The following is a 22,794-nucleotide window of genomic DNA, read 5'->3' on the forward strand; positions in this document are numbered from 1 at the left end:
TATATATTACGTTTAGCGCACAGCAGGAGTTGATGCTTTGCTGAAAGAAATCGAAAAATCTAGGCTTCGAGTGTCTGGGACAACTGATGCGAAACACAAATCGCAGCTCGGTCAGTTCCTGACACCTGAAACTACAGCCCGGTTCATGGCTGGCATGTTTACAAGCGCTAGCCATACCGAATGCCGCCTATTGGACGCCGGGGCAGGAATTGGTTCACTATCCTGCGCATTCTTTGAGCGGATCGCGCCGGGCGATCTGGCCTTCAAGAATATCTCGTTGATCGCGTATGAGATTGATCCAGCGCTTCATTCTGAACTGAATAGAACGCTTTCAAGGTACGCCAAGAGCATCAACCTAAGCTATGAAATAAAGAGCGAAGACTTTATTGAAAGTTCAGTGAATCGAATTCAGTTTGAATCAGAAGCCGGGTTCACTCACGCCATCCTCAACCCACCGTACAAAAAAATATCTAGCTCATCACGCTATCGTTTCATGTTGAAAAACGTTGGCATTGAAACAGTGAATCTATATTCGGCATTTGTCGCCTTGGCTGTCCTACTCATGGCAAAAGGTGGCCAGATCGTAGCTATCATACCGAGAAGCTTCTGCAACGGCCCATATTACAAACCATTTCGTGAGATTCTGCTTTCTAATAGTGCGATCAGAAAAATACATTTATTTGAGTCTCGCGGCACTGCCTTCAAAGATGATGGCGTTCTTCAGGAAAACGTTATCTTTCACCTAGAGGTTTGCGGCGTTCAGGGAAGTGTAGAGGTAACAACATCAACCGATGACAAATTCAATGATCTGGTATCTCGAAACTACCCGTTTGAAAGAATCGTCCCCCCGAATGACCAAGAGAAATTTATTCATATTCCATCGCCTGAGCAGCGTGATGAAATAAATAGCATCGCGCACTGTTCACTGGCTGAGGTGGGAATTGCGGTGTCTACTGGCCCAGTGGTTGATTTTAGGTTGAAAGAATATTTGCGTGCCATGCCTGGTGAGGGTACGGCGCCATTGCTTTATCCCGCACATTTCTCATCTACTCACGTTGAATGGCCAAAAGACGGGATAAAGAAGCCCAATGCAATGGTTCTCAATTCTAAAACAGAAAAATGGTTCTACCCGAGCGGAAATTACTGTGTTATTCGTAGATTCTCCTCTAAAGAGGAGAAGCGTCGAATTGTGGCTTGCGTGGTCAATCCATCAGAGTTTGGTAGTTCACAGGTCATTGGATTTGAGAATCACCTCAATGTGTTTCATGAGGGACGCCGCGGAATGTCTGAGCAGTTGGCAAAGGGCTTATCGCTATACCTGAACACCACCATGGTTGATGAGCACTTCCGGCAGTTCAGCGGACATACCCAAGTCAATGCTACTGACCTAAAGCTCATGAAGTATCCTAGCCGTGAAAAGCTGACTGCACTCGGAGAAGTGGCAAGTGATATTGGAAATTCACAAGAACAAATTGATTTAGCCGTATTGAAGGTGCTTAAACAATGACAGCCGCAGAGCAACGGATTTCAGAAGCGCTGCAAGTGCTTCGCCAGCTTGGCATGCCCACCGAGCAATTGAACGGCAGAACGGCAATCTGCCTTCTTGCTCTTCTCAACCTGTCACCAGAAAAGCGATGGAATCAGGCTGAGAGCCCGATGTTGGGAATTCGAGACATTTTGGACTTTGCACGTGAGAAGCTGGCCGTAAATTACGCTGAAAATACGCGCGAAAGCGTTCGCAAGTACAGCGTGAAGCAGCTTGTTTCTGCTGGAATATTGCTGCATAACCCAGACAAACCGGATCGACCGGTCAATAGCTCAGACAATTGCTATCAAATCGAAACATTAGCGCTTAATCTGCTTAAACATCATGGCACCCCACAGTGGACAGAGCTACTTTCGGCATATCTAGCAACACGAGAAACATTGGCGGCACAATACGCACGCGCACGTGATAGGCATCGAATCTCCCTGAGAGTGCGGGAGGGTCATGAAATCACTCTCAGTGCAGGGCCTCATTCAGATCTCATTAGGGCAATCATTGAAGAGTTTGGTGTCAACTACGTTCCAGGTGGTGAGTTGGTCTATGTCGGAGATACAGGCGCTAAGTGGAGGTACTTTGACCGTGAGTTGCTGACTGCATTGGGCGTACAAGTCGGACAACATGGAAAAATGCCGGATGTCGTCATCTATGATCGTGAGAGGCATTGGTTAGTTTTGGTTGAGGCCGTTGCAAGCAGCGGTCCCGTAGATGCCGGACGTCACGTTGAGTTGTCGGAATTGTTCGAGAGCTCAGATGCTGGGCTTGTCTATGTCACTGCCTTTCCAGACCGCAGAGAAGTATTCAGAAAATTCCTGTCCGTAGTCGCTTGGGAAACTGAAGTATGGTGCGCAAGCGATCCCACGCATCTCATTCACTTCAATGGTGAACGGTTTCTAGGCCCGTACGGTGCGCCATAACAATTCGCTGCAGGCGCGACGACCCTGTTGGGCCGCGGCCTAAGCTTGCACGTTAACCCCATGCGATAACCCCATTTCTTCTCTTGGCTCTTGTATTTAATTCGGGCTTTACCTTCTCAGCATCCAGCACATGTCCGGGAGTTTGAGATTATGCGTGTCTGGTGAAAAATTCGCTTCAGGTGTATCAAGAGGCCCCAACGGCGCAGGCAAAACCACATTCGCTCTGGAATATCTGTCCAAGGTGGCGGAGTGTACTCATTTTGTTAATGCCGATCTGATCGCGGCAGGCCTGTCTCCGCTGGCACCGGAACGGGAACTTATTGTGGCAAGCCGTATCTTTCTGAACGAGATCGAAGAAAACATCAAGCGCCAAGAAAATTTTGCATTCGAAACCACGCTTTCAGGTCGTAGTTATTTACGCCTGATCGATCGGCTGCAGAGCGATGGCTGGCAAGTGGAATTAATCTATCTTGCCTTGCCCAGTGTCAGAATATCGGAAATGCGTGTAGCGGAAAGGGTCGCACATGGTGGTCACAATATTCCGTTGTGCGATATTAAGCGGCGTTTCACTCGTAGTTTAGCTAATTTACTCAATGTATTCAGCCAAAAGGTTGATCGCTGCATTTGTTTTATGAATAATGGTCAAATGCCGATTCCCGTGTTTGAACAAACGAGCGATAACCGTGATATTCTTCACGAAGTTTATTATCAGCAGTTATTAATGGAAGTTACGAAATGAAGATAACCTCAAAAGCAAAGCTCTCAGAAAAAGGTCAGGTAATCCTGGATTCGTTGCAAAAAGCTGTAACGCTGGCGCTTGAAAGAAAACGTCGATTGGGCCATTATGCCGTGATCTGGCAGGATGGCAAACCGGTAATGATCGGCGAGGATGCGCCGAAAGCGTCAGAAAATTCTGCCAGTTCTGAAGCTGGCAGAGGCTTTTAAACTGAATCCTCTACTACATGCTCCCATTAAGAATGGGGTGATTAACTGATCAATCTTCGGTTAGCAGACACATAGTTTCCCTGTTGTAGTCATTTCATGCAAAAATATAAAAATAAATTAAGCTAAGGAGATACCATGTCACTGCGTATAAATGATCAAGCACCTAATTTTCAGGCAGAAACCACTCATGGAAAAATCGATTTCCATCAGTGGATCGGCGATAAATGGGCGGTATTATTTTCTCACCCCAAGGATTTCACCCCGGTTTGCACAACGGAACTGGGATATATGGCCAGTATTCAAGCCGAGTTTGACAAGCGCGATACCAAACTTATCGGGCTGAGTATTGATCCGCTTCATGATCATGAGAAATGGCTAAAAGACGTTGAAGATGTCGGCGGTTCATCGGTTCGTTACCCGGTGATTGCAGACACGGATCTGCATGTAGCCAAACTTTATAATATGTTTCCTGCCGACGAAACAGGTTCAGCGGAAGGACGAACGGCCCTCACGAATGCAACCGTCCGCTCAGTATTTATCATCGGCCCTGATAAAAACATCAAGCTCATGATGACTTATCCCATGACTACGGGTCGTAACTTCAACGAAATCTTGCGCGTTATTGATTCAATGCAGCTAACCGCAAAACACAAAGTCGCGACACCCGTGAACTGGCAACAAGGCGACGATGTCATCATTGTCCCTTCAATCAGCAATGAGGAAGCACAGAAGATTTATCCGCAAGGCTGGGAAACAGTAAAGCCCTACCTGCGCAAGGTAAAGCAGCCATGATGATCTATCTGCCTTGGGATATTTATGGTTTTTATGTGGCAGCCTGATGAATCTGACACACTAATCTTTTTTCTTTAGAAAATAATGCTAATTATTTTCATATTGTTAGCGACAAAATTTATTTCTTCGATATTTCCCAGAAATCCAATCGAAGAAATAAGCAGCACTCCTTTTATGACTAAGTCGTTGTATTGTATGCAGGCAATATCCTTCAACAACGGAATTATCCAATGAAAAAAATCTTTATTGCGATTTGCGGTGGCTTAATACTGTCTTCTTGTACATGGGTCAAGGTTACTTCAAAAGGTGAAGGTGTACGTCTGGTGCAATCAGTCAGGACAGTCGAATCCTGCAAAAAATTAGGACAAGTTAATACCAAAGTTGAAAGTAAAGTAATAGTGTTTAACCGCGATGCAGATAAAGTTTCAGCTGAACTTGCGGACCTTGCACGTAACGAAGCAGCTTTGATGGGAGGCGATACGATTGTGCCCATTTCAGAAATTACTGAGGGAAGGCGCAGTTTTGGTGTCTATCAATGTTTCGCGGCAAGAACGCAATGATTGACTTATCCCGTGCGTGGGTTTGCACACAGTATGAAAAATAACGTCCCGCTTCTACCAACTGAAAAATAGAAAGCTAGAATCACTGCACAGGAAGAACCAACCATCTTCAAAAAACGAATATAAAATCAGATGGATGAGGTATTCAGGGAATTTAATATCACTTCTCTGACCGCTTTAGAGCAATAATTCGCCCGGCTTGGGAAGCGCAACAACTTAAACCCGGCAGTTATGCATACTTTCTCCACAAAACTGCTTTTGGCACGTGCTATGCGCCGAATATGATTTCGATCGTCCAGTACTATAACCGCAACCACTGAAAGTGTACGCTTCTCACATAGAATGTAATCAAAATGCTTAGGAGGTATCCGGTATATCGCAGCCTTACAATTTTGTATCGTAAAAATCTCATCAGGCGTAAGCACGTCATTAATACGCACCTTCGCAAATATTTCATAGTCTTTGGATAGAGATTCTTTCAATGCCAGAAAAAAAGAATACTCGGTACTGGAAAGAATTTCCTCGAGAGATTCATATTTAAAATGTTTAGACTTGTGGCGAAATTTAAATAATGTAAATGTCTTGGTAAAAATTGTAATAATGTTCATAACTGAGCATTGGCTGTACATGAAAAAATATGATATCGGCATGCCAGAAAGTACTTTGAAGATTCTTAGCAAAATAGCGCATGTAATTTGCTTAATCTTGATGCGAATGTCGGTCGTCGCAAGCAATCCAAGAGTTTCTTCACGCTTTTCAACACACCAATAACCCGCATCTCCTCCATCCGTTTCATCACGATACAGCCGCACCCGCGCCTGTGTAACTTCGTAAATCAGTGCTCCTCCGGACCTGAAAAGAAAATGGCAAAATGCAAATTAGGAATAACCGGGAATCCGTGTTCAGAAAAAACAGCAGCAGTACCGAAAAATATAAAAGCCGTTAACTATTCAGCGTTTCGTTAATTCCCGGCTTATTTCGCTTTCAACGCTAACGGATTTAGCGTCAGTTGCTGATAGTAATTCACCCATGAAGAGTATTTCTCCGGCGCCGCCCATACGCGGTAATGCAGACGAGACATGGTGACGGGATCGCTCAACAGTACCAGACGGCGATCGAGATTGAGTTTATCCGGGGTTTCATTCAGCGCCTGCTCAACATGACGATCGCGGGCAATCTCAAGCACTGCACTTTCGCGGTGGCGCGCGGTGGCCATCGCTGTCGCCAGTGCGTTGAAAGATGGATGAAACACGGCGTGCATAAAGCCGTCGGCCAGCGTGCGGTTGCGATTCATCACCAGATAGTTGTCTGTATCCACCAGTACCTGAGGCGGCGAATACTCTTCCGGAATCATGAACAACTTCCAGCGCTTAGCGCGCAGGCCAACAGACGCGCGGCTGGAAACGACCGACACGAGCGGTGACAGAATCAACGAGAAGACAATAGGCGCCAACCAGAACAAGAAGCGCAGATCAAGCCACGCCATCCCTAGGGCCCATACCAGCCCCAGCAACAACTGAGAACCATGGCGCATAAAGGCTTCACTCCACGGCGTGGAATCATCGTCACGTTGTGGCGAGTTCCACACCACCTCCCAGCCAAGGAACGCGCTGACCACGAATACGGTGTGGAATAGCATACGCACCGGTGCCAGCAGCACCGAGAAAAGCACCTCCAGCAACAGGGAGATCGTGACGCGAACGAACCCACCGTACTCTTTCGTCCCCTTACACCAGATAAGCAGAATACTCAACAGCTTGGGCAGGAACAGTAACACCATGGTGGAGGCTAGCAGCGCGATCGCCAGTTCCGGTCGCCACTGCGGCCACACCGGAAACAGCTGGTGCGGTTGCAGGAAATATTGCGGTTCCGTGAGCGTATGCACCACCTGCAGCGCGGTGGAAAGCGCAAGGAACATAAACCACAAGGGCGCGGAAAGATAGGACATGACGCCGGTCAGGAACACCGCACGGTGTACCGGATGCATGCCTTTTACCAGGAACAGGCGGAAGTTCATCAGGTTACCGTGACACCAGCGGCGGTCGCGCTTAAGCTCATCCAGCAGATTCGGCGGCAGTTCCTCATATGAACCCGACAGATCGTAAGCGATCCACACCCCCCACCCTGCACGGCGCATTAATGCCGCTTCCACGAAGTCATGAGAGAGAATGGAGCCCGCGAAAGTACCTTCACCCGGCAGAGGCGCCAGCGCACAGTGTTCAATAAACGGTTTCACACGGATGATGGCGTTGTGCCCCCAGTAGTGTGATTCCCCTAATTGCCAGAAGTGCAGGCCGGCAGTAAACAGCGGCCCGTAAACGCGTGTCGCAAACTGCTGGCAACGCGCGTAAAGGGTATCCATGCCTGAGGCTTTCGGCGATGACTGAATGATGCCGGCATTCGGATTAGCCTCCATCAGGCGTACCAGATTGGTCAGGCACTCTCCTGACATCACCGAGTCCGCGTCCAGCACCACCATGTAGGAGTACTGGTTACCCCAACGGCGGCAGAAATCGTCAATATTGCCGCTCTTACGCTTCACACGGCGGCGGCGGCGGCGATAGAAGATCCGGCCTTCACCTTGAACCTCTGCAATCAGCTCCATCCACGCTTTCTGTTCCGCAACACAGATATCAGGGTTGTAGCTGTCGCTCAGAATATAGACATCGAAGTGTTGTTGTTGACCCGTCGCCTTCACAGATTCCCAGGTCGCACGCAATCCGGCGAATACGCGATTCACGTCTTCGTTGCAGATAGGCATAATCAACGCAGTACAGTGCTCGGGATTGAGGGGCACATCCCCTGTCGTCAATGCGGAAATACTGTACTTATCTTTACCGATCAGTAGTTGCAGGAAACCCATCAGCGCCGTCCAGAAACCGGCGGATATCCAGCAGAAGAGAATAGCGAATAGGATCAGAATGCCGCTTTGCAGTATATAAGGCAGCAACTGCATAAACGATACCCACGCATCCTGGCCAATCATATCGACCGGATTGATCAGCGCCCAACCCTGGTAAGGAAGGATGGTTTTCATATACCAGGTCGCAATCACGGTTTGCGACAACGTCAGCAGCAGCAAAATGTAGCGGCGAATGGTGCCGACGGTGCGCCATTGCTGTTCGTGAGTCTGCTCTTCCTTTGTCAGTCGCGACACATAGCTCGGCGTGATATCACGCCCACGCAGATGATCCCAGAATCGCCCAATCGGATTGGTGCGCCACGGTTCCGGTGACATCGATGAACGCGTTGCTTTGGGCATCGCCTTCAGTTGCGTGCGCTCTTCGTCGTCTTTAATCAGCTGCCCGTCAACCAGAGAATCAGGCCAGCTCTGTTCTAGTCGCGCTTTCACAGACTCTAGCGGCGAATCATCTTCACGCGCATAGTGATGATGATCAGGATCCAGCGCCTCATGAAGGGTGCGGATATCCATTGCCGGCAGCGCCGCTTTCTCAGCTTCAGTCAGCAGTAGCGCGTCTATATACTCAGTTGCCTTATTCATCGGCAGGTAGCTGATAGCTCCAGGTTTCACTTAGCGTCTGATCACCGTTGACTAGCGCAGCGCGCATCTCAGTGATTTTCTTCACATCTTTCACTTGTATGCGCAACATCAGGCGCCAGCCTTTAATGACCGGGTTGTAACGTGCGCTGCTCTCGACGATCTCACCGTTGTCATCAATACTGGCCTGAACCGTAACAGGAGTATTCTGCGGTAGCTTCTTCATCTCCGCGCCAGTGAAATCGACGACGAAGGCGATCGTGCCATCAGGTCGACGAATAAGATTGGACTGTTTTACATCACCCGTTGAACGACGGGTCTGCATGACATACGCGTTACCCGGCTCATGCAGTTTGTCTTCGTCACGGCTGAAAGTGATGGTGTAGTTGAAGTTCATCTCTTTACCAGCTTCCGGCAGTTGATCCGGCGTCCAGAAAGCGACAATGTTGTCATTGGTTTCGTCGTTGGTCGGAATTTCCACCAGCTCGACTCTACCTTTGCCCCATTCCCCTTTCGGCGTTATCCACGCGCTCGGACGTAGATCGTAACGGTCATCCAGATCCTCAAAACGTGAGAATTGGCGGCCACGTTGCAGCAGACCAAAGCCTTGCGGATTTTCCATGGAGAAACTGCTGATGGCCAGATATTTCGGGTTGTTCAGCGGACGCCAGATCCACTCTCCATTGCCGGCGTGAATGGAGAGGCCGTTAGAATCATGTAACTCAGGACGGAAGTTTGTCGTCGGAGAAGGCTGGTTAGAGCCAAACAGGAACATGCTCGTCAACGGCGCAACGCCCAGCTTGCCGACCCTGTCGCGCAGATAAACTTTCGACTGGACGTCGACCACGATATCGCGATCCAGAATCATGACAAAGCGGTAAGCGCCCGTCGCACGCGGAGAGTCGAGTAGCGCATAGATTGTCAAGTGCTTGTCAGTCGGTTTAGGCCGCTCGATCCAGAATTCTCGGAATCGGGGAAACTCTTCGCCGGAAGGCAGAGCGGTATCGATAGCGAGGCCGCGTGCGGAAAGACCATAAAACTGGCCTGCGCCAATCACGCGGAAATAACTGGCGCCGAGCATACTGAGAATTTCGTCGTTTTTATCTTTGCTATTGATCGGATACAGCACTTTGAAGCCGGCAAAACCAAGATCTTGCACCGTGTCTTTGTCATACTCGACATTGCCGAAATTGAAATAATCAGAACTGTATTTGATTTTATGTACCGACGTGGCGGTTACTTCATTAATTTCGACGGGCGTATCGAAGTACATGCCCTGGTGGTAAAACTCAAGCTTGAATGGAGTCTTCAGATTACTCCAGTAAGCTTTATCATGATTAAACTGAATCTGCTGATAATCCGCATATTTCATATTGCGGAAAAGGGAAGGCAAGTTGCTTTTCGGCGCTTCATAGCTTTTTTCGGCTAGTGATTGAGCCTGTTTTGCGACATCATCGATGGTAAAGGCCCAAGCCGACGAGGCATGCAGGGCCAACATCACTACCGCGCCCAACCAACACATTTTCATCATTTGTGGTTTATGTTTCATCAGTTCATCCTCTTTATGTACTTGTACTTATATCGATCCGGTCCATTCTAATGAAAACTCAGGCAGGCCAGCAACAGAATTCCCTCTTTGTTCAACGCGTTGCACATGGATTAAGCAAGTGAAAATACCCCGTTTTCACTTTGCGTGATTATCAGGTTAAATTCAATCCAAAAATTTTACTTATTAATAGTTCTGTACTGCCTTGCTTGCCAGCATTGCCGAGGTGGAACTTGGTCAGCTTGGCGTTCTCGAAGGTGAAGGTGCTTCTTCACGCTAATATTTTACAATTTGATGCGTATGGTGATGATCTTTGACGGGCAGTTGAGCACGGCATAAGAGTCAATTCATGCATCCTGCAGAACCTTGTCCAGATGTTCCTTAGAGTGTTTGCGTTATCTGATAAATCGATGACATCCTGCGCCATCAGCGTCAAGGTGTTGTCGCCATTACCATACAAGGCGATGGCCTCAATTCCGTGAATTTTGTCGATCACACCCGATAGATCCAAATTAAAGTTGCTTCCGGTCAATCCTAAAGTATCGGTACCTGTACCACCGTCGACAAGCTCGAAATCACCACTCGATATGCGAATGTAATCGTTACCGGCACCACCATCAAACGAATCTGCACCGCCTCGACCGATCATCCGGCCATTGCCTGCCTCGCCACTGAAGCACTCTGGAGCTTTGGTGCCAATAAAATTATCATCTCCAGACGTACCTTGAAAATATACTTTATCGACTTAGCTGCTGCGCGGCCAAAGATCACATAACTGGAGCCCCAACTATTACCATTCGGGTCGGTGCCAGGAACTCCCGCAATCACATCATCAAACTCATTTCCATTGATGTTTCCCGCTCTGTTGACCGAGAAGCTCGAGTAACTCCCTCCTAACACACCATCTAAACGAAAACCGTTATTACCAATTGAGACTGGATATATCTGTTGCAGCATTTAAACCTGAAGCTTTGCCAAACACTGCATAGCTGGAACCGGAAACAAGAATATCGAATACGAGGTCCGCAATCTGCGTGGGAAAACCAAGGATTCTTACGGACTCCAGTGTTGCCGCATCTTTTTCACTCCGGACATCATTTATCAACAGTAAAAACTATGGGGAAATTATCTGTGGATGTTTTGCGCTGCGGAGGGGAATTACACATCCAGGCTTCTTGATACAGCAATATATCGATTATAAGTATCTATTTATTTCAATTTCTCATCACATCCCTTTTGAGAATTAATCCGGCAGCATAAGTTTCACAAATAGAAAAATAAACCTTTTTCACGTATAATCCTTTCTTCAATAACCAAGGCATCTAAACGAGTCAGTCCTGGTTCTGTTTTCCAGATTTTGTCAGTTTCCAAGGAGTTTTTCTGTGTCACAACGACCGCATGCCATCCTAGCGCTCGCCGATGGAACAATTTTTCGTGGCGTGTCTATTGGCATTGACGGCATCAAAGCAGGCGAGGTGGCGTTTAATACCGCCATAACCGGTTATCAGGAAATATTGACTGATCCGTCTTATTGTCAGCAAATTATCACCTTAACATATCCACACATCGGCAATACCGGGATCAATCCAGAAGATTTCGAATCCGGCAATGTCAACAAGGTTCATGCGGCAGGTTTGGTGATTCGCGATCTTCCGTTGATGGCAAGCAGTTTTCGCAAAACCCATAATTTATCCGAGTTTCTTCATGAACAAGGGGTCGTTGCCATTGCTGAAATTGATACCCGCAAGCTGACGCGCATCTTGCGCGAAAAAGGCGCACAATCAGGCTGCATCATGACGGGAGAGATAGATGAGGAAAAAGCATTACAAACTGCAAGAGAGTTTCCCGGATTGTCCGGCATGGATCTCGCCAAAGTGGTCAGTTGCCATCAATCGTATACCTGGACAGAAGGTGAATGGTCGTTAGAATCCGGTTTTCAGACTCCGGAAAATTTCCAGTTTCACGTTGCAGCTTTTGATTTTGGTATCAAGCGCACGATTTTGCGCAAGTTGGCGCAACGTGGCTGCAAGGTAACGGTTTTCCCCGCGCAAACATCCGCCGATGAAATTCTGGCAACGCAACCTGATGGCGTATTTCTCTCTAATGGCCCCGGCGACCCTGAACCCTGCGATTACGCCATTTCTGCAACCCAGTCCCTATTGAAAAGCAATATCCCGATCTTTGGCATCTGCCTGGGTCACCAATTATTGGGATTGGCTAGCGGCGCACGCACCGTAAAAATGAAATTTGGCCATCATGGCGCTAATCACCCGGTACAGGATATCGTCAGCGGGAAAGTTATCATTACCAGTCAGAATCATGGATTTTCAGTCGATGCTGATACGTTGCCCGCCACGGCACGTATCACGCATGTATCCCTGTTCGATGGCAGTTTGCAAGGCTTTGAGTTAATCGACAAGCCGGCGTTTTGTTTTCAGGGACACCCGGAAGCCAGCCCAGGTCCGCACGAGGCTGATTATCTGTTTGATAAATTCATCAATATGATGCAGCGTCATAAAAATAACCCCCAATAACCACTACCTGATACCACGTTAGAAAGCATGCCTAAACGTACCGACATTCAATCCATACTCATCATCGGCGCCGGCCCCATCATTATCGGCCAGGCCTGTGAGTTTGATTATTCCGGCGTGCAAGCCTGCAAGGCTTTGCGAGAGGAAGGTTATCGTATCATTCTGGTCAATTCCAATCCTGCCACCATCATGACTGATCCTGAAATGGCCGACGCCACGTATATCGAGCCCATTACCTGGAACATGATCGAAAAAATCATTGCAATTGAACGACCACAGGCTTTATTACCCACGATGGGTGGCCAGACTGCGCTGAATTGTGCGCTGGATCTGGTCAAGCACGGTGTATTGGAAAAATATGATGTTGAACTGATCGGCGCTTCGCGTGAAGCCATTGATATGGCAGAAGATCGCGAAAAATTCAAGCAAGCCATGACTCGCATCGGCTTAGGCTCCGCCCGCTCTGCGGTGGCGCACAGTATGGAAGAGGCGTTGCAAGTTCAGGCTATGCTGGGTTATCCAGCGATTATTCGCCCTTCCTTCACCATGGGTGGCAGTGGCGGCGGCATTGCCTATAATCGAGAAGAATTTCTCGATATCTGCGAACGTGGGTTGAAAACCTCCCCTACCAAGGAATTACTGATCGAAGAATCCGTGATCGGCTGGAAAGAGTTTGAAATGGAAGTAGTACGGGACAAGAACGATAATTGCATTATTGTCTGCTCCATTGAAAACATCGACCCGATGGGTGTGCATACCGGTGACTCGATTACAGTAGCGCCCGCACAAACACTGACGGATAAAGAATATCAATTGATGCGCAATGCTTCGATTGCAGTATTGCGTGAAATTGGCGTCGAAACCGGTGGTTCCAATGTGCAGTTTGCCATCAATCCTGACAATGGTCGCATGCTGGTAATAGAGATGAATCCACGGGTTTCACGTTCTTCCGCCTTGGCATCTAAAGCAACCGGGTTTCCGATCGCCAAAATCGCAGCCAAGCTCGCGGTTGGCTATACTCTGAACGAGTTGGGTAATGACATTACTGGGGGAATTACACCCGCCTCGTTTGAACCGACGATTGATTACGTGGTTACCAAAGTACCACGCTTTGCTTTTGAGAAATTCCCACAAACCAATGATCGCCTGACAACACAAATGAAATCCGTCGGTGAAGTCATGGCAATCGGCCGAACATTCCAGGAATCCCTACAAAAAGCCTTACGCGGACTGGAAACCGGTGTTGACGGATTAGATGAAAAAACCGACAACCTGGAAACCATCCAAACTGAGCTGGCCAACCCTGGCCCAGAACGAATCTGGTATGTCGCCGATGCTTTTCGTCAAAATCTTTCACTGGAAGAAATTCATCAGTTGACGCATATCGATATTTGGTTTCTGGCACAAATCGAAGACCTGATTAAACAAGAGCAAGCATTGACAAAAATTCAGCTGGAAACACTCGATAAACAGGCGTTACGTAAACTAAAGCGCAGCGGTTTTTCCGATCGGCGATTGGCAAAATTACTCTGCACTGATCAAACCGCAGTTCGTAAACAACGGCATCAGTTTAATTTGCATCCGGTCTACAAACGCGTTGATACTTGTGCGGCCGAATTTGCTACCAGTACAGCTTATCTGTACTCAACCTACGAGGATGAATGCGAATCTTACCCCACGGATAAAAAGAAAATTATGGTCTTGGGTGGCGGCCCTAATCGTATCGGCCAGGGGATAGAATTTGATTATTGTTGCGTTCACGCCGCCTTAGCGTTACGAGAGGACGGATTTGAAACCATCATGGTTAACTGTAATCCGGAGACCGTCTCAACCGATTATGACACCTCAGATCGATTATATTTTGAACCACTGACATTAGAAGATGTACTCGAGATCGTCGCCGTGGAAAAACCTGATGGCGTAATTGTACAGTATGGCGGGCAAACGCCTCTTAAGCTCGCCCGCGACCTGGAAGCCAATGGCGTACCGATTATTGGCACCAGCCCGGACATGATCGATTGCGCCGAAGATCGCGAGCGCTTTCAGAAAATGCTCCAGCAATTAGGTTTAATCCAACCCCCTAACCGCACCGTACGCAATCCCGAAGCGGCTCTGATCGCCGCGGAAGAAATTGGCTATCCATTAGTGGTACGACCCAGTTATGTATTAGGCGGACGCGCTATGGAAATCGTGCATGAGCGAGCCGATCTGGAACGCTATATGCGTGAAGCCGTTAAAGTTTCCAATGACTCACCGGTATTGTTAGATCATTTTCTCACGCACGCTACCGAGGTCGATGTCGATGCGATTTGTGACGGCGAAACAGTTCTTATTGGCGGCATCATGGAACATATTGAACAGGCAGGCGTACATTCCGGTGATTCTGCGTGTTCGCTGCCAACATTTAATTTACAACCTGAGATACTGGATGAGTTACGTCGGCAAACTGCTGAAATGGCACGCATGCTAAATGTCGTTGGACTGATGAATGTACAATTTGCGATTCAAGATGATACGGTTTATGTACTTGAAGTCAATCCCCGGGCCTCGCGTACTGTACCTTTCATTTCCAAAGCAACCGGCATTCAACTCGCCAAAATTTCGGCACGCTGTATGACGGGAAAATCTTTAATCGAGCAAAATGTTACCCAAGAAGTGATTCCGTCTTATTATTCTGTCAAAGAAGCTGTTTTTCCCTTTATAAAACTTCCCGGTGTTGATACGATATTAGGTCCGGAAATGAAGTCTACCGGAGAAGTAATGGGTATGGGATCCACTTTTGCGGAAGCTTTTGTTAAATCCCAATTAGCAACCGATGTTCGCCTGCCTGCTTCCGGAAAAATTTTTATTAGCGTGCGGCGCTCGGATAAATTGCATGCGGTCGAAATCGCACGCAACCTTGCAGAACTCGGCTTCACGCTTTATGCGACGCGAGGCACTGCTGCTGCCATTACAGAAGCTGGAATAGAGGTGATTATCATCAATAAGGTTGCTGAGGGGCGACCGCACATTGTTGACATGATTAAAAATGGTGAAATCAGTTTGATCATTAACACTGTAAAAAATCAGCGTAGTGCAATACGGGATTCATATTCAATTCGCCATGCTGCACTCCAGGCGAAAGTAACTTACTATACAACTTTAGCCGGTGCACGTGCTGCCTGTGTAGGCATCACTAACAAACGTGAATTGCAGGTTTATAATCTGCAGAAATTGCATATACAACTCCAAGCGTAGATGAAATTGGATTCGACTTTTTGAAACAGGATAAAAATGAAAGGTAAAAAATTACAATGAGTACTATTCCGTTAACCGTGGCTGGAGCTGAAGCATTGCGTAAAGAATTGCATGATATGAAAACGATTCACCGCCCTGCCGTTATTGCCGCAATTGCAGAAGCACGTGCTCATGGCGACCTTTCAGAAAATGCTGAATATGATGCTGCCAAGGAAAAACAGGGATTTATTGAAGGGCGCATCGCCGAACTGGAAAGTAAACTTTCTAGCGCACAGATCATTAATCCGGCTCTCATCAATGCGGATGGTGCTTGTGTTTTCGGTGCCACAGTTGAATTGGAAGATTTGCAAAGTAGCGAGGTGGTGACTTATCAAATCGTAGGAGATGATGAAGCTAACATTAAGGATGGAAAAATATCCATCAGCTCTCCCATTTCACGTGCACTTATTGGTAAATATGCAGGGGATATTGCAGAAGTTCATGCGCCTAGCGGTATTCGTGAATACGAAATATTGGATGTCAAATACATCTAAATGTTGCTATCAAATTTAGTTCTGGAAACTTCGCTTGGTGCGAAAAGGTGTTCTGGTCTTTTTTTGTGATGAACGCTCCTGCTGTTTTTCAGCCTCTTCTGGCCGAGGTCGATAAATAATAAAAATTTTACCAATATGCTGCACAGGTGCAGCATTTAACAGCTGGCATATCTTTTCAAACAATTCATTTCTGGCAATCCGATCATCTATCAATACCCTGATTTTAATCAATTCATGGCTTGAAAGCCCACGATTTAATTCTTCTATAACACTAGGGGATAATCCTGATTTTCCAATCATCACAACCGGATTCAACGCATGCGCTTGTGCCTTTAATTCACGCCGATGAGCAATAGTTAGTGTTAACATAAATTCTCTTAAAACGCATTATTCTACTTGATGAAACGGGCCAAAACCAGTAAAGCTTGGATGAAAGAGCATGTCAATGATTTTTTTGTCAAACAAGCAAAGAAAGAGGGATATCGTTCACGTGCTGCGTATAAGTTGCTTGAAATTACTGAAAAAGATCAAATCCTAAAACCAGGATTGACTGTTGTTGATTTAGGCGCAGCACCCGGCAGCTGGTCTCAAGTAGCCAGCCATAAAATAGGTCGCGGTGGCAAAGTTATTGCGGTTGATATTCTTGAGATGACGTCGTTACCCGGTGTAGAATTTATTCAAGGTGATTTTAGAGAAGAATATGTCATCGTTGAATTAAAAAAAAATTTAGGAAATGATCAACTCGATCTTGTCATTTCGGATATGTCACCCAATATGAGTGGAATCGTTATCAGCGACCAAGCCAGAAGTATGTATTTAGCAGAACTGGCGTTAGCTTTCTCAATGGAACAACTGAACTATGGCGGAAATTTTCTAGTCAAAGTTTTTCAAGGCAGGGATTTTGATCAATTCCTTTTCGATATGCGTGCTGGATTTAAAAACGTAATTATACGAAAACCTAAAGCATCGCGTGATCGCAGCAATGAATTGTATTTATTGGGGTTAGGGAAAAAATAATCAGTAAAATCGATCAGAAATGAATGGATCCCCCCAGTGATTACAATAAAAGTTAGTAGTAGGATGAGAATCCGATAGCACATTTATTATTAAAAACGAACTATTCTGTTATAGTAAAGAGAAGTTAGAGTAACTAATTGATGATTTTTAGGTGCAAACCAAGGAGCTATCTTGAATAACTTAATTAAAAACATGGCCATTTGGCTGGTAATTGCACTAGTGTTGATGACTGTATTTAATCAATTCAGCGTTCGTCAACCGACGCAAGTGCCTATGGAATACTCGCAATTTATAACCGAATTGAATCAAGGCAGAATCGCTAAAGTTATTATCGAAGGACGCACACTTAAAGGGACAAAGTCTGATGGGCGGCGTTTCACCACATATGCGCCATCCGATCCTTGGATGGTAAGTGATCTGTTGAAAGCTGGTGTTATTGTTGAAGCAAAACCGGAAGAAGAACCCTCTATGTTGATGAGTATCTTTATTTCATGGTTTCCAATGCTTCTGCTGATAGCCGTATGGATATTTTTCATGCGCCAGATGCAAGGTGGCGGGCGTAATGGTGGTGCATTCTCATTTGGCAAAAGTAAAGCACGCATGCTCGACAAATCAACCAATACCGTAACCTTTAATGATGTTGCCGGTTGCGAGGAAGCTAAAGAAGAAGTTGCTGAACTGGTTGAATTCCTACGCGACCCTACAAAATTCCAGAAACTTGGGGGACGAATCCCACGCGGTGTATTGATGGTAGGTAGTCCGGGAACCGGAAAAACGTTGCTTGCTCGGGCTATTGCTGGAGAGGCTCAGGTACCGTTCTTTAGCATTTCCGGCTCAGATTTCGTTGAAATGTTTGTCGGCGTAGGCGCATCCAGAGTTCGTGATATGTTTGAGCAAGCCAAAAAACATGCGCCCTGCATTATCTTTATCGATGAGATTGATGCAGTAGGTCGTCAGCGTGGTGCTGGCCTAGGTGGCGGAAACGATGAACGCGAACAAACACTTAATCAGTTATTGGTAGAAATGGATGGATTTGAAGGTGCCATGGGCGTGATTGTAATCGCTGCAACCAACCGCCCCGATGTATTGGATCCAGCTTTGTTACGCCCCGGTCGTTTTGACCGTCAAGTAACGGTGCCATTACCTGATATACGGGGACGCGAACAAATTCTGCATGTCCATATGCGCAAGGTTCCGCTGTCACCTGATGTAAAAGCAGATATTCTTGCGCGTGGTACGCCCGGTATGTCGGGCGCTGATTTGGCGAACCTAGTCAATGAAGCAGCGCTGTTTGCGGCTCGAAGTAACAAACGTCTGGTAGATATGGATGACTTTGAACGTGCTAAAGACAAAATATTTATGGGTGCAGAACGACGCTCAATGGTTATGCCGGAACATGAACGTAGAAATACTGCTTATCATGAATCAGGGCACGCAGTAGTAGCTCAATTACTACCCAAAACTGACCCCGTACATAAAGTAACAATCATCCCAAGGGGCCGCGCTTTGGGTGTAACCATGCAACTGCCGACAGAAGATCGTTTCAGCATGGAACGTGAGGAAATACTACAAAGGATTTCGGTAATGTTTGGCGGGCGTATAGCTGAAGAAGTTTTCATGAAGCAAATGACCACTGGTGCATCGAATGATTTTGAGCGCGCGACAGACTTAGCACGTCAAATGGTAACCCAGTGGGGGATGTCTGACGAGCTTGGCCCAATGGTTTATGGTGAAAATGAAGGCGAAGTTTTTCTTGGTCGCTCAGTAACTACTCATAAAAACATGAGTGAAGCAACCATGCAAAAAGTTGATGCAGAGGTTCGCCGCATAGTCGATGAACAATATGCTATTGCACGCAAACTCATTGAAGAAAACAAAGACAAAATTGAGGCCATGACCCAAGCTTTACTGGAATGGGAAACGATTGATAGCGATCAGATCAAAGATATTATGGAAGGTCGCCCACCTCGCCCGCCCAAACCACCGCAAATCATATCTTCAACTGCGAGTGATGAGTCTTCAACAGAAGAGACTGAAGAGAAAAGCGAATCCCAGGCACCGCGAGAGGTCGCCAAAGAAACTGATTAACCATTGCTAATTTTTTTAACTAACGGGATACGATTTTATAAAATCGTATCCCGTTTTTAATTACTCGTTCATTTCTTACTGTGCCTTCATTTCCTCACGATTTTATCGATTTTATCGCTTCATCCAATCAACCGTTGATAATGGGTATAATTAACGTAACCCCTGATTCCTTTTCAGATGGCGGGCTCTTTTTGTCCACCCGGAAAGCCATTGCGCATGCAAAAAACCTCATTGACGAAGGCGCTGATATTCTTGATATAGGTGGAGAATCAACGCGACCCGGAAGCCAGTATGTCAATACCGATGAAGAATTAATGCGCGTTATACCCGTACTGGAGGCTCTTGCAGACACCGGTATTCCTATTTCCATAGATACTTCCAAACCTGAGGTGATGAAGCATGCAATCGAAGCGGGAGCTTTTATGATTAATGATGTCAATGCACTGCGCAACCCGGGAGCGCTGGAAGCTATAGCACCGCATAGGCATGTGCAGGTTTGTTTGATGCATATGCAAGGCACGCCCCAAAGGATGCAAACCAATCCGCAATACAAAGATGTGGTCTCTGAGGTAAAATATTTTTTACAACAGCGAATCCAAGCGGCAAACGCAGCAGGTATTGCACTTAACCGGCTGGTTGTCGATCCCGGTTTTGGGTTTGGCAAAACATTGCAACATAATCTTTCATTACTTAATCAGCTCAATGAATTCACCACATTTGGTACTCCAATATTGGCAGGCTTGTCCCGCAAATCCATGCTGGGCGCAATTACCGGAAACAATATAGATCAGCGGCTGCATGAGAGTGTTGCCGCAGCCTTGCTTGCCGTAATCAAAGGTGCCAAAATTGTGCGCGTGCATGATGTCAAAGCAAGTAAAGCAGCTCTTGCTATCTACAATGCCCTGCGAGATTGCGATAGCCAGTTTGATCAGTAAACTGTATGTGGCGTTTTGTTTATTCTCAATCATAACTTCATAAATTGACTAAAAAATATTTTGGAACAGATGGCATACGAGGCCGGGTAGGACAATTTCCTATTACGCCTGATTTTATTATGCACTTAGGCTATTCGGCCGGAAAAGTCTTGGCAGCCGCCGACTGGCATCTCATGGAAGGAAAACGTCCCACAGTTCTAATCGGCAAAGACACGCGAGTATCCGGTTATATGCTGGAATCTGCTCTGGAAGCCGGATTATGTGCAGCGGGCGTGGATGTTCTCCTGTCAGGACCAATGCCGACTCCAGCCATTGCCTATCTGATTCGTGCATTGCGGCTGCAGGCTGGTATTGTTATTTCAGCTTCACATAATCTGTTTGAAGATAATGGCGTAAAGTTCTTCTCCGCAGTCGGCTGCAAACTTCCGGATGAAATGGAGCACAAAATCGAGGCTGAGTTAAATACACCCATAGTAACCAAGCCTTCCGCACAGTTAGGTAAGGTTCAACGAATTGACGATGCCGCTGGTCGCTATATCGAATTCTGTAAAAGTACTTTCCCCTATAACCTGGATCTGCGCGGACTTCGCATTGTAATCGACTGTGCGCATGGGGCTGCATATCATATTGCCGGTCACGTTATGCATGAATTGGGCGCCGATGTCGTTACCATTGGCGTACAACCCAACGGATTAAATATCAATCTTGAATGCGGCGCTACTCATGGCGCCACATTGCAAAAAGCGGTTAAACACTATCATGCTGATTTGGGCATTGCGTTGGATGGCGATGGTGATCGGGTCATGATGGTGGATAAACAAGGTAGATCTTACAATGGCGATCAACTGATTTATATTATCGCTAAGCATCGGAAACAGAGAAAAATACTCACTGGAGGTGTCGTAGGCACCCTAATGACAAATCTAGCAATTGAAAATCAATTTAAGAAACTGCACATTCCTTTTCTCCGAACCAATGTCGGTGACCGCTATATACTCGAATTGCTGCAAGAGCAAGGGTGGCACCTTGGCGGCGAAAATTCCGGGCATATCATTTGCATGGACAAACATACAACCGGTGATGGCATAATATCCGCTTTGCAAGTTCTATATGCACTTCGGGATGCCGATAAGACATTGGCAGAATTTATGCGTGGCATCTCTCTATACCCGCAACGACTGATCAATGTAAAAATCCCCAAGCCATTTAATTTTACCAGCAATAAAGCGATTAATACTGTGCGCAAAGAAGCCGAAGCTGATCTAAACGGTAACGGGCGTCTACTCATTCGGGCCTCGGGAACGGAGCCCCTTATTCGTGTAATGGTCGAGAGTCAATCCAAACAAAAAGTTAATTACTGGACTGAGCGCATCGCTAAAGTCGTTCAAATTGCCAGCGCATAACGCGTGATCATTTTTCGCATGCTGATACGATGAACAATCTATACGCGCTGCAGGATCAGGTTTAGCAACAAAACATAAAAATTGTCATAATCCTGTAACAATTCTGAAATAGTATAGCGCGTAGTTTTTTAAAACGCTCATCCTCTACTTTATTCATTTGGAGCACGTATAAATATGTTGAATTCTTTGAACTTCAGAGCTCCCATTGCAGCAGCTTTCCTGAGTGCGCTCTTCTATGCAGGCTTCGCCAGCGCCACGCCGATCGTGAAAATTGATGGCTCAAGCACTGTTTTTCCCATTACTGAGGCCGTTGCGGAAGATTTTCAAATAGCCAAACGCGGCGCAATTCGAGTCACTGTCGGCATTTCTGGAACAGGCGGCGGATTCAAGAAATTCTGCCGGAATGAAATCGATATCGTGAATGCATCCCGCCCCATTACTGAGTTGGAAATGGAAGCGTGTAAGAAAGAAGGTGTGCAATTTGTTGAAATGCCCATCGCTTTTGACGCTTTAACTGTGGTTGTTAACCCAAAAAACACGTGGAGCAAAACCATCACAGTCGAAGAATTGCAAAAAATATGGGAACCTTCCGCACAAGGCAAAATCACCAGCTGGAATCAAATAAACCCGGCATGGCCGGACAAAAAAATCAAACTTTATGGTCCAGGAGCGGATTCTGGTACCTTTGAGTACTTTACGGAAGCTATTGTTGGTAAGGCCAAATCAAGCCGTGGCGATTTTACGGCATCAGAGGATGATAACGTCCTGGTGCAAGGCGTTGCAAGTGATCTCTATGCATTAGGATTCTTCGGTTTTGCCTATTACATCGAAAATAGTAAAAAAATTAATGCCGTTGCAATTGATAGTGGGGATGGCGGTGTACTTCCTTCTGCGGCAACCGTAGAAAACAACAGCTATAAACCATTATCGCGCCCGATATTCATTTACGTTAATGCTAAATCCACAGAAAAACCGGCAGTGAATGAATTTATTAATTTCTATATGCAGAACGCAACAGAGCTGGTTACAGAAGTGAAATATTTCCCACTCTCCAAAGAAGTATATGATCTTAATCTCGAACACTTAAACAAGAAAAAAGTAGGTACTGTGTTCAAAGGCACCGGAACCAACATAAAACTGGAAGACATCCTTAAATTGGAATCTAGTTTATAAACCGCTACTTGCCATAAGATATTCTATTTTCAGCGATACCTGTTGTAATTAATGCGCACAAGGAAGTGCTGT

At 46.4% G+C, this 22,794-nt stretch carries 20 protein-coding genes; 14 read left to right on the top strand and 6 right to left on the bottom strand.

Translation table 11 applies throughout. The features are described 5' to 3' along the window. Window positions 1-37: 37 nt before the first annotated feature. The 6 genes from ATY38_RS14860 (at window position 38) to ATY38_RS14885 (ending at window position 4,757) form a co-directional block, all read left to right on the top strand. Window positions 38-1,507: an Eco57I restriction-modification methylase domain-containing protein gene (locus ATY38_RS14860; RefSeq protein WP_062559972.1), complete on the top strand. Its 1,470-nt coding sequence runs from the start codon at window positions 38-40 to the stop codon at window positions 1,505-1,507. Next, the gene (locus ATY38_RS14865; RefSeq protein ID WP_062559973.1) at window positions 1,504-2,460 is read left to right on the top strand and encodes a BsuBI/PstI family type II restriction endonuclease; all 957 of its coding nucleotides are present in this window, start codon (window positions 1,504-1,506) and stop codon (window positions 2,458-2,460) included. The genes ATY38_RS14860 and ATY38_RS14865 overlap by 4 nt, the downstream gene beginning before the upstream one ends. A gap of 154 nt (window positions 2,461-2,614) precedes the next feature. Beyond that, window positions 2,615-3,199: an ATPase gene (locus tag ATY38_RS14870; protein ID WP_235590326.1), complete on the top strand. Its 585-nt coding sequence runs from the start codon at window positions 2,615-2,617 to the stop codon at window positions 3,197-3,199. Beyond that, on the top strand, window positions 3,196-3,405 hold the full coding sequence (locus ATY38_RS14875; RefSeq protein WP_062559975.1) for a hypothetical protein: 210 nt from the start codon (window positions 3,196-3,198) through the stop codon (window positions 3,403-3,405). Before ATY38_RS14870 ends, ATY38_RS14875 begins: the two co-directional genes overlap by 4 nt. 135 nt (window positions 3,406-3,540) lie before the next feature. Continuing rightward, the gene (locus tag ATY38_RS14880; RefSeq protein WP_062559976.1) at window positions 3,541-4,197 is read left to right on the top strand and encodes a peroxiredoxin; all 657 of its coding nucleotides are present in this window, start codon (window positions 3,541-3,543) and stop codon (window positions 4,195-4,197) included. Window positions 4,198-4,427: 230 nt separating this feature from the next. Further along, window positions 4,428-4,757 carry a DUF4156 domain-containing protein gene (locus ATY38_RS14885; RefSeq protein ID WP_062559977.1) on the top strand — a complete coding sequence of 110 codons (330 nt, stop codon included), beginning with the start codon at window positions 4,428-4,430 and terminating at the stop codon, window positions 4,755-4,757. A gap of 128 nt (window positions 4,758-4,885) precedes the next feature. Here the strand turns inward: ATY38_RS14885 and ATY38_RS14890 are convergent, their stop codons facing one another. The 5 genes from ATY38_RS14890 to ATY38_RS16975 form a co-directional block, all read right to left on the bottom strand. Next, window positions 4,886-5,569 (bottom strand): DUF2726 domain-containing protein, encoded by a 684-nt coding sequence (locus ATY38_RS14890; RefSeq protein ID WP_062559978.1) that lies wholly within the window; start codon window positions 5,567-5,569, stop codon window positions 4,886-4,888. A gap of 161 nt (window positions 5,570-5,730) precedes the next feature. Continuing rightward, on the bottom strand, window positions 5,731-8,289 hold the full coding sequence (gene mdoH, locus ATY38_RS14895; protein ID WP_235590328.1) for a glucans biosynthesis glucosyltransferase MdoH: 2,559 nt from the start codon (window positions 8,287-8,289) through the stop codon (window positions 5,731-5,733). Beyond that, window positions 8,252-9,787 (bottom strand): glucans biosynthesis protein MdoG, encoded by a 1,536-nt coding sequence (gene mdoG, locus ATY38_RS14900; protein WP_143023447.1) that lies wholly within the window; start codon window positions 9,785-9,787, stop codon window positions 8,252-8,254. The genes mdoH and mdoG overlap by 38 nt, the downstream gene beginning before the upstream one ends. 286 nt (window positions 9,788-10,073) lie before the next feature. Beyond that, window positions 10,074-10,451 carry a hypothetical protein gene (locus tag ATY38_RS16970; RefSeq protein ID WP_062559981.1) on the bottom strand — a complete coding sequence of 126 codons (378 nt, stop codon included), beginning with the start codon at window positions 10,449-10,451 and terminating at the stop codon, window positions 10,074-10,076. Beyond that, window positions 10,448-10,759 carry an integrin alpha gene (locus ATY38_RS16975; protein WP_062559982.1) on the bottom strand — a complete coding sequence of 104 codons (312 nt, stop codon included), beginning with the start codon at window positions 10,757-10,759 and terminating at the stop codon, window positions 10,448-10,450. Before ATY38_RS16975 ends, ATY38_RS16970 begins: the two co-directional genes overlap by 4 nt. A gap of 425 nt (window positions 10,760-11,184) precedes the next feature. Here ATY38_RS16975 and carA point away from each other — a divergent pair, with 425 nt between their 5' ends. From carA to greA, 3 genes are read left to right on the top strand one after another with little or no spacing between them, the layout of a single operon-like run. Beyond that, window positions 11,185-12,336, top strand: coding sequence for a glutamine-hydrolyzing carbamoyl-phosphate synthase small subunit (gene carA / locus ATY38_RS14915; protein WP_062559983.1), 1,152 nt, complete (start codon window positions 11,185-11,187; stop codon window positions 12,334-12,336). Between the two features lie 27 nt (window positions 12,337-12,363). Next, window positions 12,364-15,573 (top strand): carbamoyl-phosphate synthase large subunit, encoded by a 3,210-nt coding sequence (gene carB / locus ATY38_RS14920; RefSeq protein ID WP_062559984.1) that lies wholly within the window; start codon window positions 12,364-12,366, stop codon window positions 15,571-15,573. 56 nt (window positions 15,574-15,629) lie between these two features. Then, window positions 15,630-16,106, top strand: a complete 477-nt coding sequence (gene greA / locus ATY38_RS14925) for a transcription elongation factor GreA (protein WP_062559985.1) — start codon at window positions 15,630-15,632, stop codon at window positions 16,104-16,106. Window positions 16,107-16,121: 15 nt separating this feature from the next. On the opposite strand, the gene ATY38_RS14930 is transcribed toward greA, so the two are convergent. Continuing rightward, window positions 16,122-16,475: a YhbY family RNA-binding protein gene (locus tag ATY38_RS14930; RefSeq protein WP_062559986.1), complete on the bottom strand. Its 354-nt coding sequence runs from the start codon at window positions 16,473-16,475 to the stop codon at window positions 16,122-16,124. A 30-nt stretch (window positions 16,476-16,505) separates the two neighbouring features. Here ATY38_RS14930 and ATY38_RS14935 point away from each other — a divergent pair, with 30 nt between their 5' ends. The 5 genes from ATY38_RS14935 (at window position 16,506) to ATY38_RS14955 (ending at window position 22,722) form a co-directional block, all read left to right on the top strand. Then, a complete protein-coding gene (locus ATY38_RS14935) occupies window positions 16,506-17,123 on the top strand; it encodes an RlmE family RNA methyltransferase (protein WP_062559987.1) in 618 nt (205 codons plus the stop codon). A gap of 171 nt (window positions 17,124-17,294) precedes the next feature. Then, the gene (gene ftsH, locus ATY38_RS14940; protein ID WP_062559988.1) at window positions 17,295-19,211 is read left to right on the top strand and encodes an ATP-dependent zinc metalloprotease FtsH; all 1,917 of its coding nucleotides are present in this window, start codon (window positions 17,295-17,297) and stop codon (window positions 19,209-19,211) included. Window positions 19,212-19,351: 140 nt separating this feature from the next. Then, window positions 19,352-20,146, top strand: coding sequence for a dihydropteroate synthase (folP, locus tag ATY38_RS14945; RefSeq protein WP_062560238.1), 795 nt, complete (start codon window positions 19,352-19,354; stop codon window positions 20,144-20,146). Between the two features lie 44 nt (window positions 20,147-20,190). Further along, window positions 20,191-21,549 carry a phosphoglucosamine mutase gene (gene glmM / locus ATY38_RS14950; RefSeq protein ID WP_062559989.1) on the top strand — a complete coding sequence of 453 codons (1,359 nt, stop codon included), beginning with the start codon at window positions 20,191-20,193 and terminating at the stop codon, window positions 21,547-21,549. A gap of 174 nt (window positions 21,550-21,723) precedes the next feature. Continuing rightward, complete coding sequence (locus tag ATY38_RS14955) at window positions 21,724-22,722, top strand: PstS family phosphate ABC transporter substrate-binding protein (protein ID WP_062559990.1); 999 nt, start codon at window positions 21,724-21,726, stop codon at window positions 22,720-22,722. Window positions 22,723-22,794 lie beyond the last annotated feature (72 nt).

This window comes from Nitrosomonas ureae, assembly GCF_001455205.1.
GTDB classification, from domain to species: Bacteria; Pseudomonadota; Gammaproteobacteria; order Burkholderiales; family Nitrosomonadaceae; genus Nitrosomonas; species Nitrosomonas ureae.

Excerpts from the sequence above, each read along its gene's own strand:
- ATY38_RS14865 (WP_062559973.1), top strand. The coding sequence starts at position 1,504 with ATGACAGCCGCAGAGCAACGGATTTCAGAAGCGCTGCAAGTGCTTCGC.
- ATY38_RS14875 (WP_062559975.1), top strand. The coding sequence starts at position 3,196 with ATGAAGATAACCTCAAAAGCAAAGCTCTCAGAAAAAGGTCAGGTAATC.
- ATY38_RS14880 (WP_062559976.1), top strand. The coding sequence starts at position 3,541 with ATGTCACTGCGTATAAATGATCAAGCACCTAATTTTCAGGCAGAAACC.
- ATY38_RS14885 (WP_062559977.1), top strand. The coding sequence starts at position 4,428 with ATGAAAAAAATCTTTATTGCGATTTGCGGTGGCTTAATACTGTCTTCT.
- mdoG (WP_143023447.1), bottom strand. The coding sequence starts at position 9,787 with ATGATGAAAATGTGTTGGTTGGGCGCGGTAGTGATGTTGGCCCTGCAT.
- ATY38_RS16970 (WP_062559981.1), bottom strand. The coding sequence starts at position 10,451 with ATGATCGGTCGAGGCGGTGCAGATTCGTTTGATGGTGGTGCCGGTAAC.
- ATY38_RS16975 (WP_062559982.1), bottom strand. The coding sequence starts at position 10,759 with ATGCTGCAACAGATATATCCAGTCTCAATTGGTAATAACGGTTTTCGT.
- carB (WP_062559984.1), top strand. The coding sequence starts at position 12,364 with ATGCCTAAACGTACCGACATTCAATCCATACTCATCATCGGCGCCGGC.
- greA (WP_062559985.1), top strand. The coding sequence starts at position 15,630 with ATGAGTACTATTCCGTTAACCGTGGCTGGAGCTGAAGCATTGCGTAAA.
- ATY38_RS14930 (WP_062559986.1), bottom strand. The coding sequence starts at position 16,475 with ATGTTAACACTAACTATTGCTCATCGGCGTGAATTAAAGGCACAAGCG.
- ATY38_RS14935 (WP_062559987.1), top strand. The coding sequence starts at position 16,506 with ATGAAACGGGCCAAAACCAGTAAAGCTTGGATGAAAGAGCATGTCAAT.
- folP (WP_062560238.1), top strand. The coding sequence starts at position 19,352 with ATGGGTATAATTAACGTAACCCCTGATTCCTTTTCAGATGGCGGGCTC.
- ATY38_RS14955 (WP_062559990.1), top strand. The coding sequence starts at position 21,724 with ATGTTGAATTCTTTGAACTTCAGAGCTCCCATTGCAGCAGCTTTCCTG.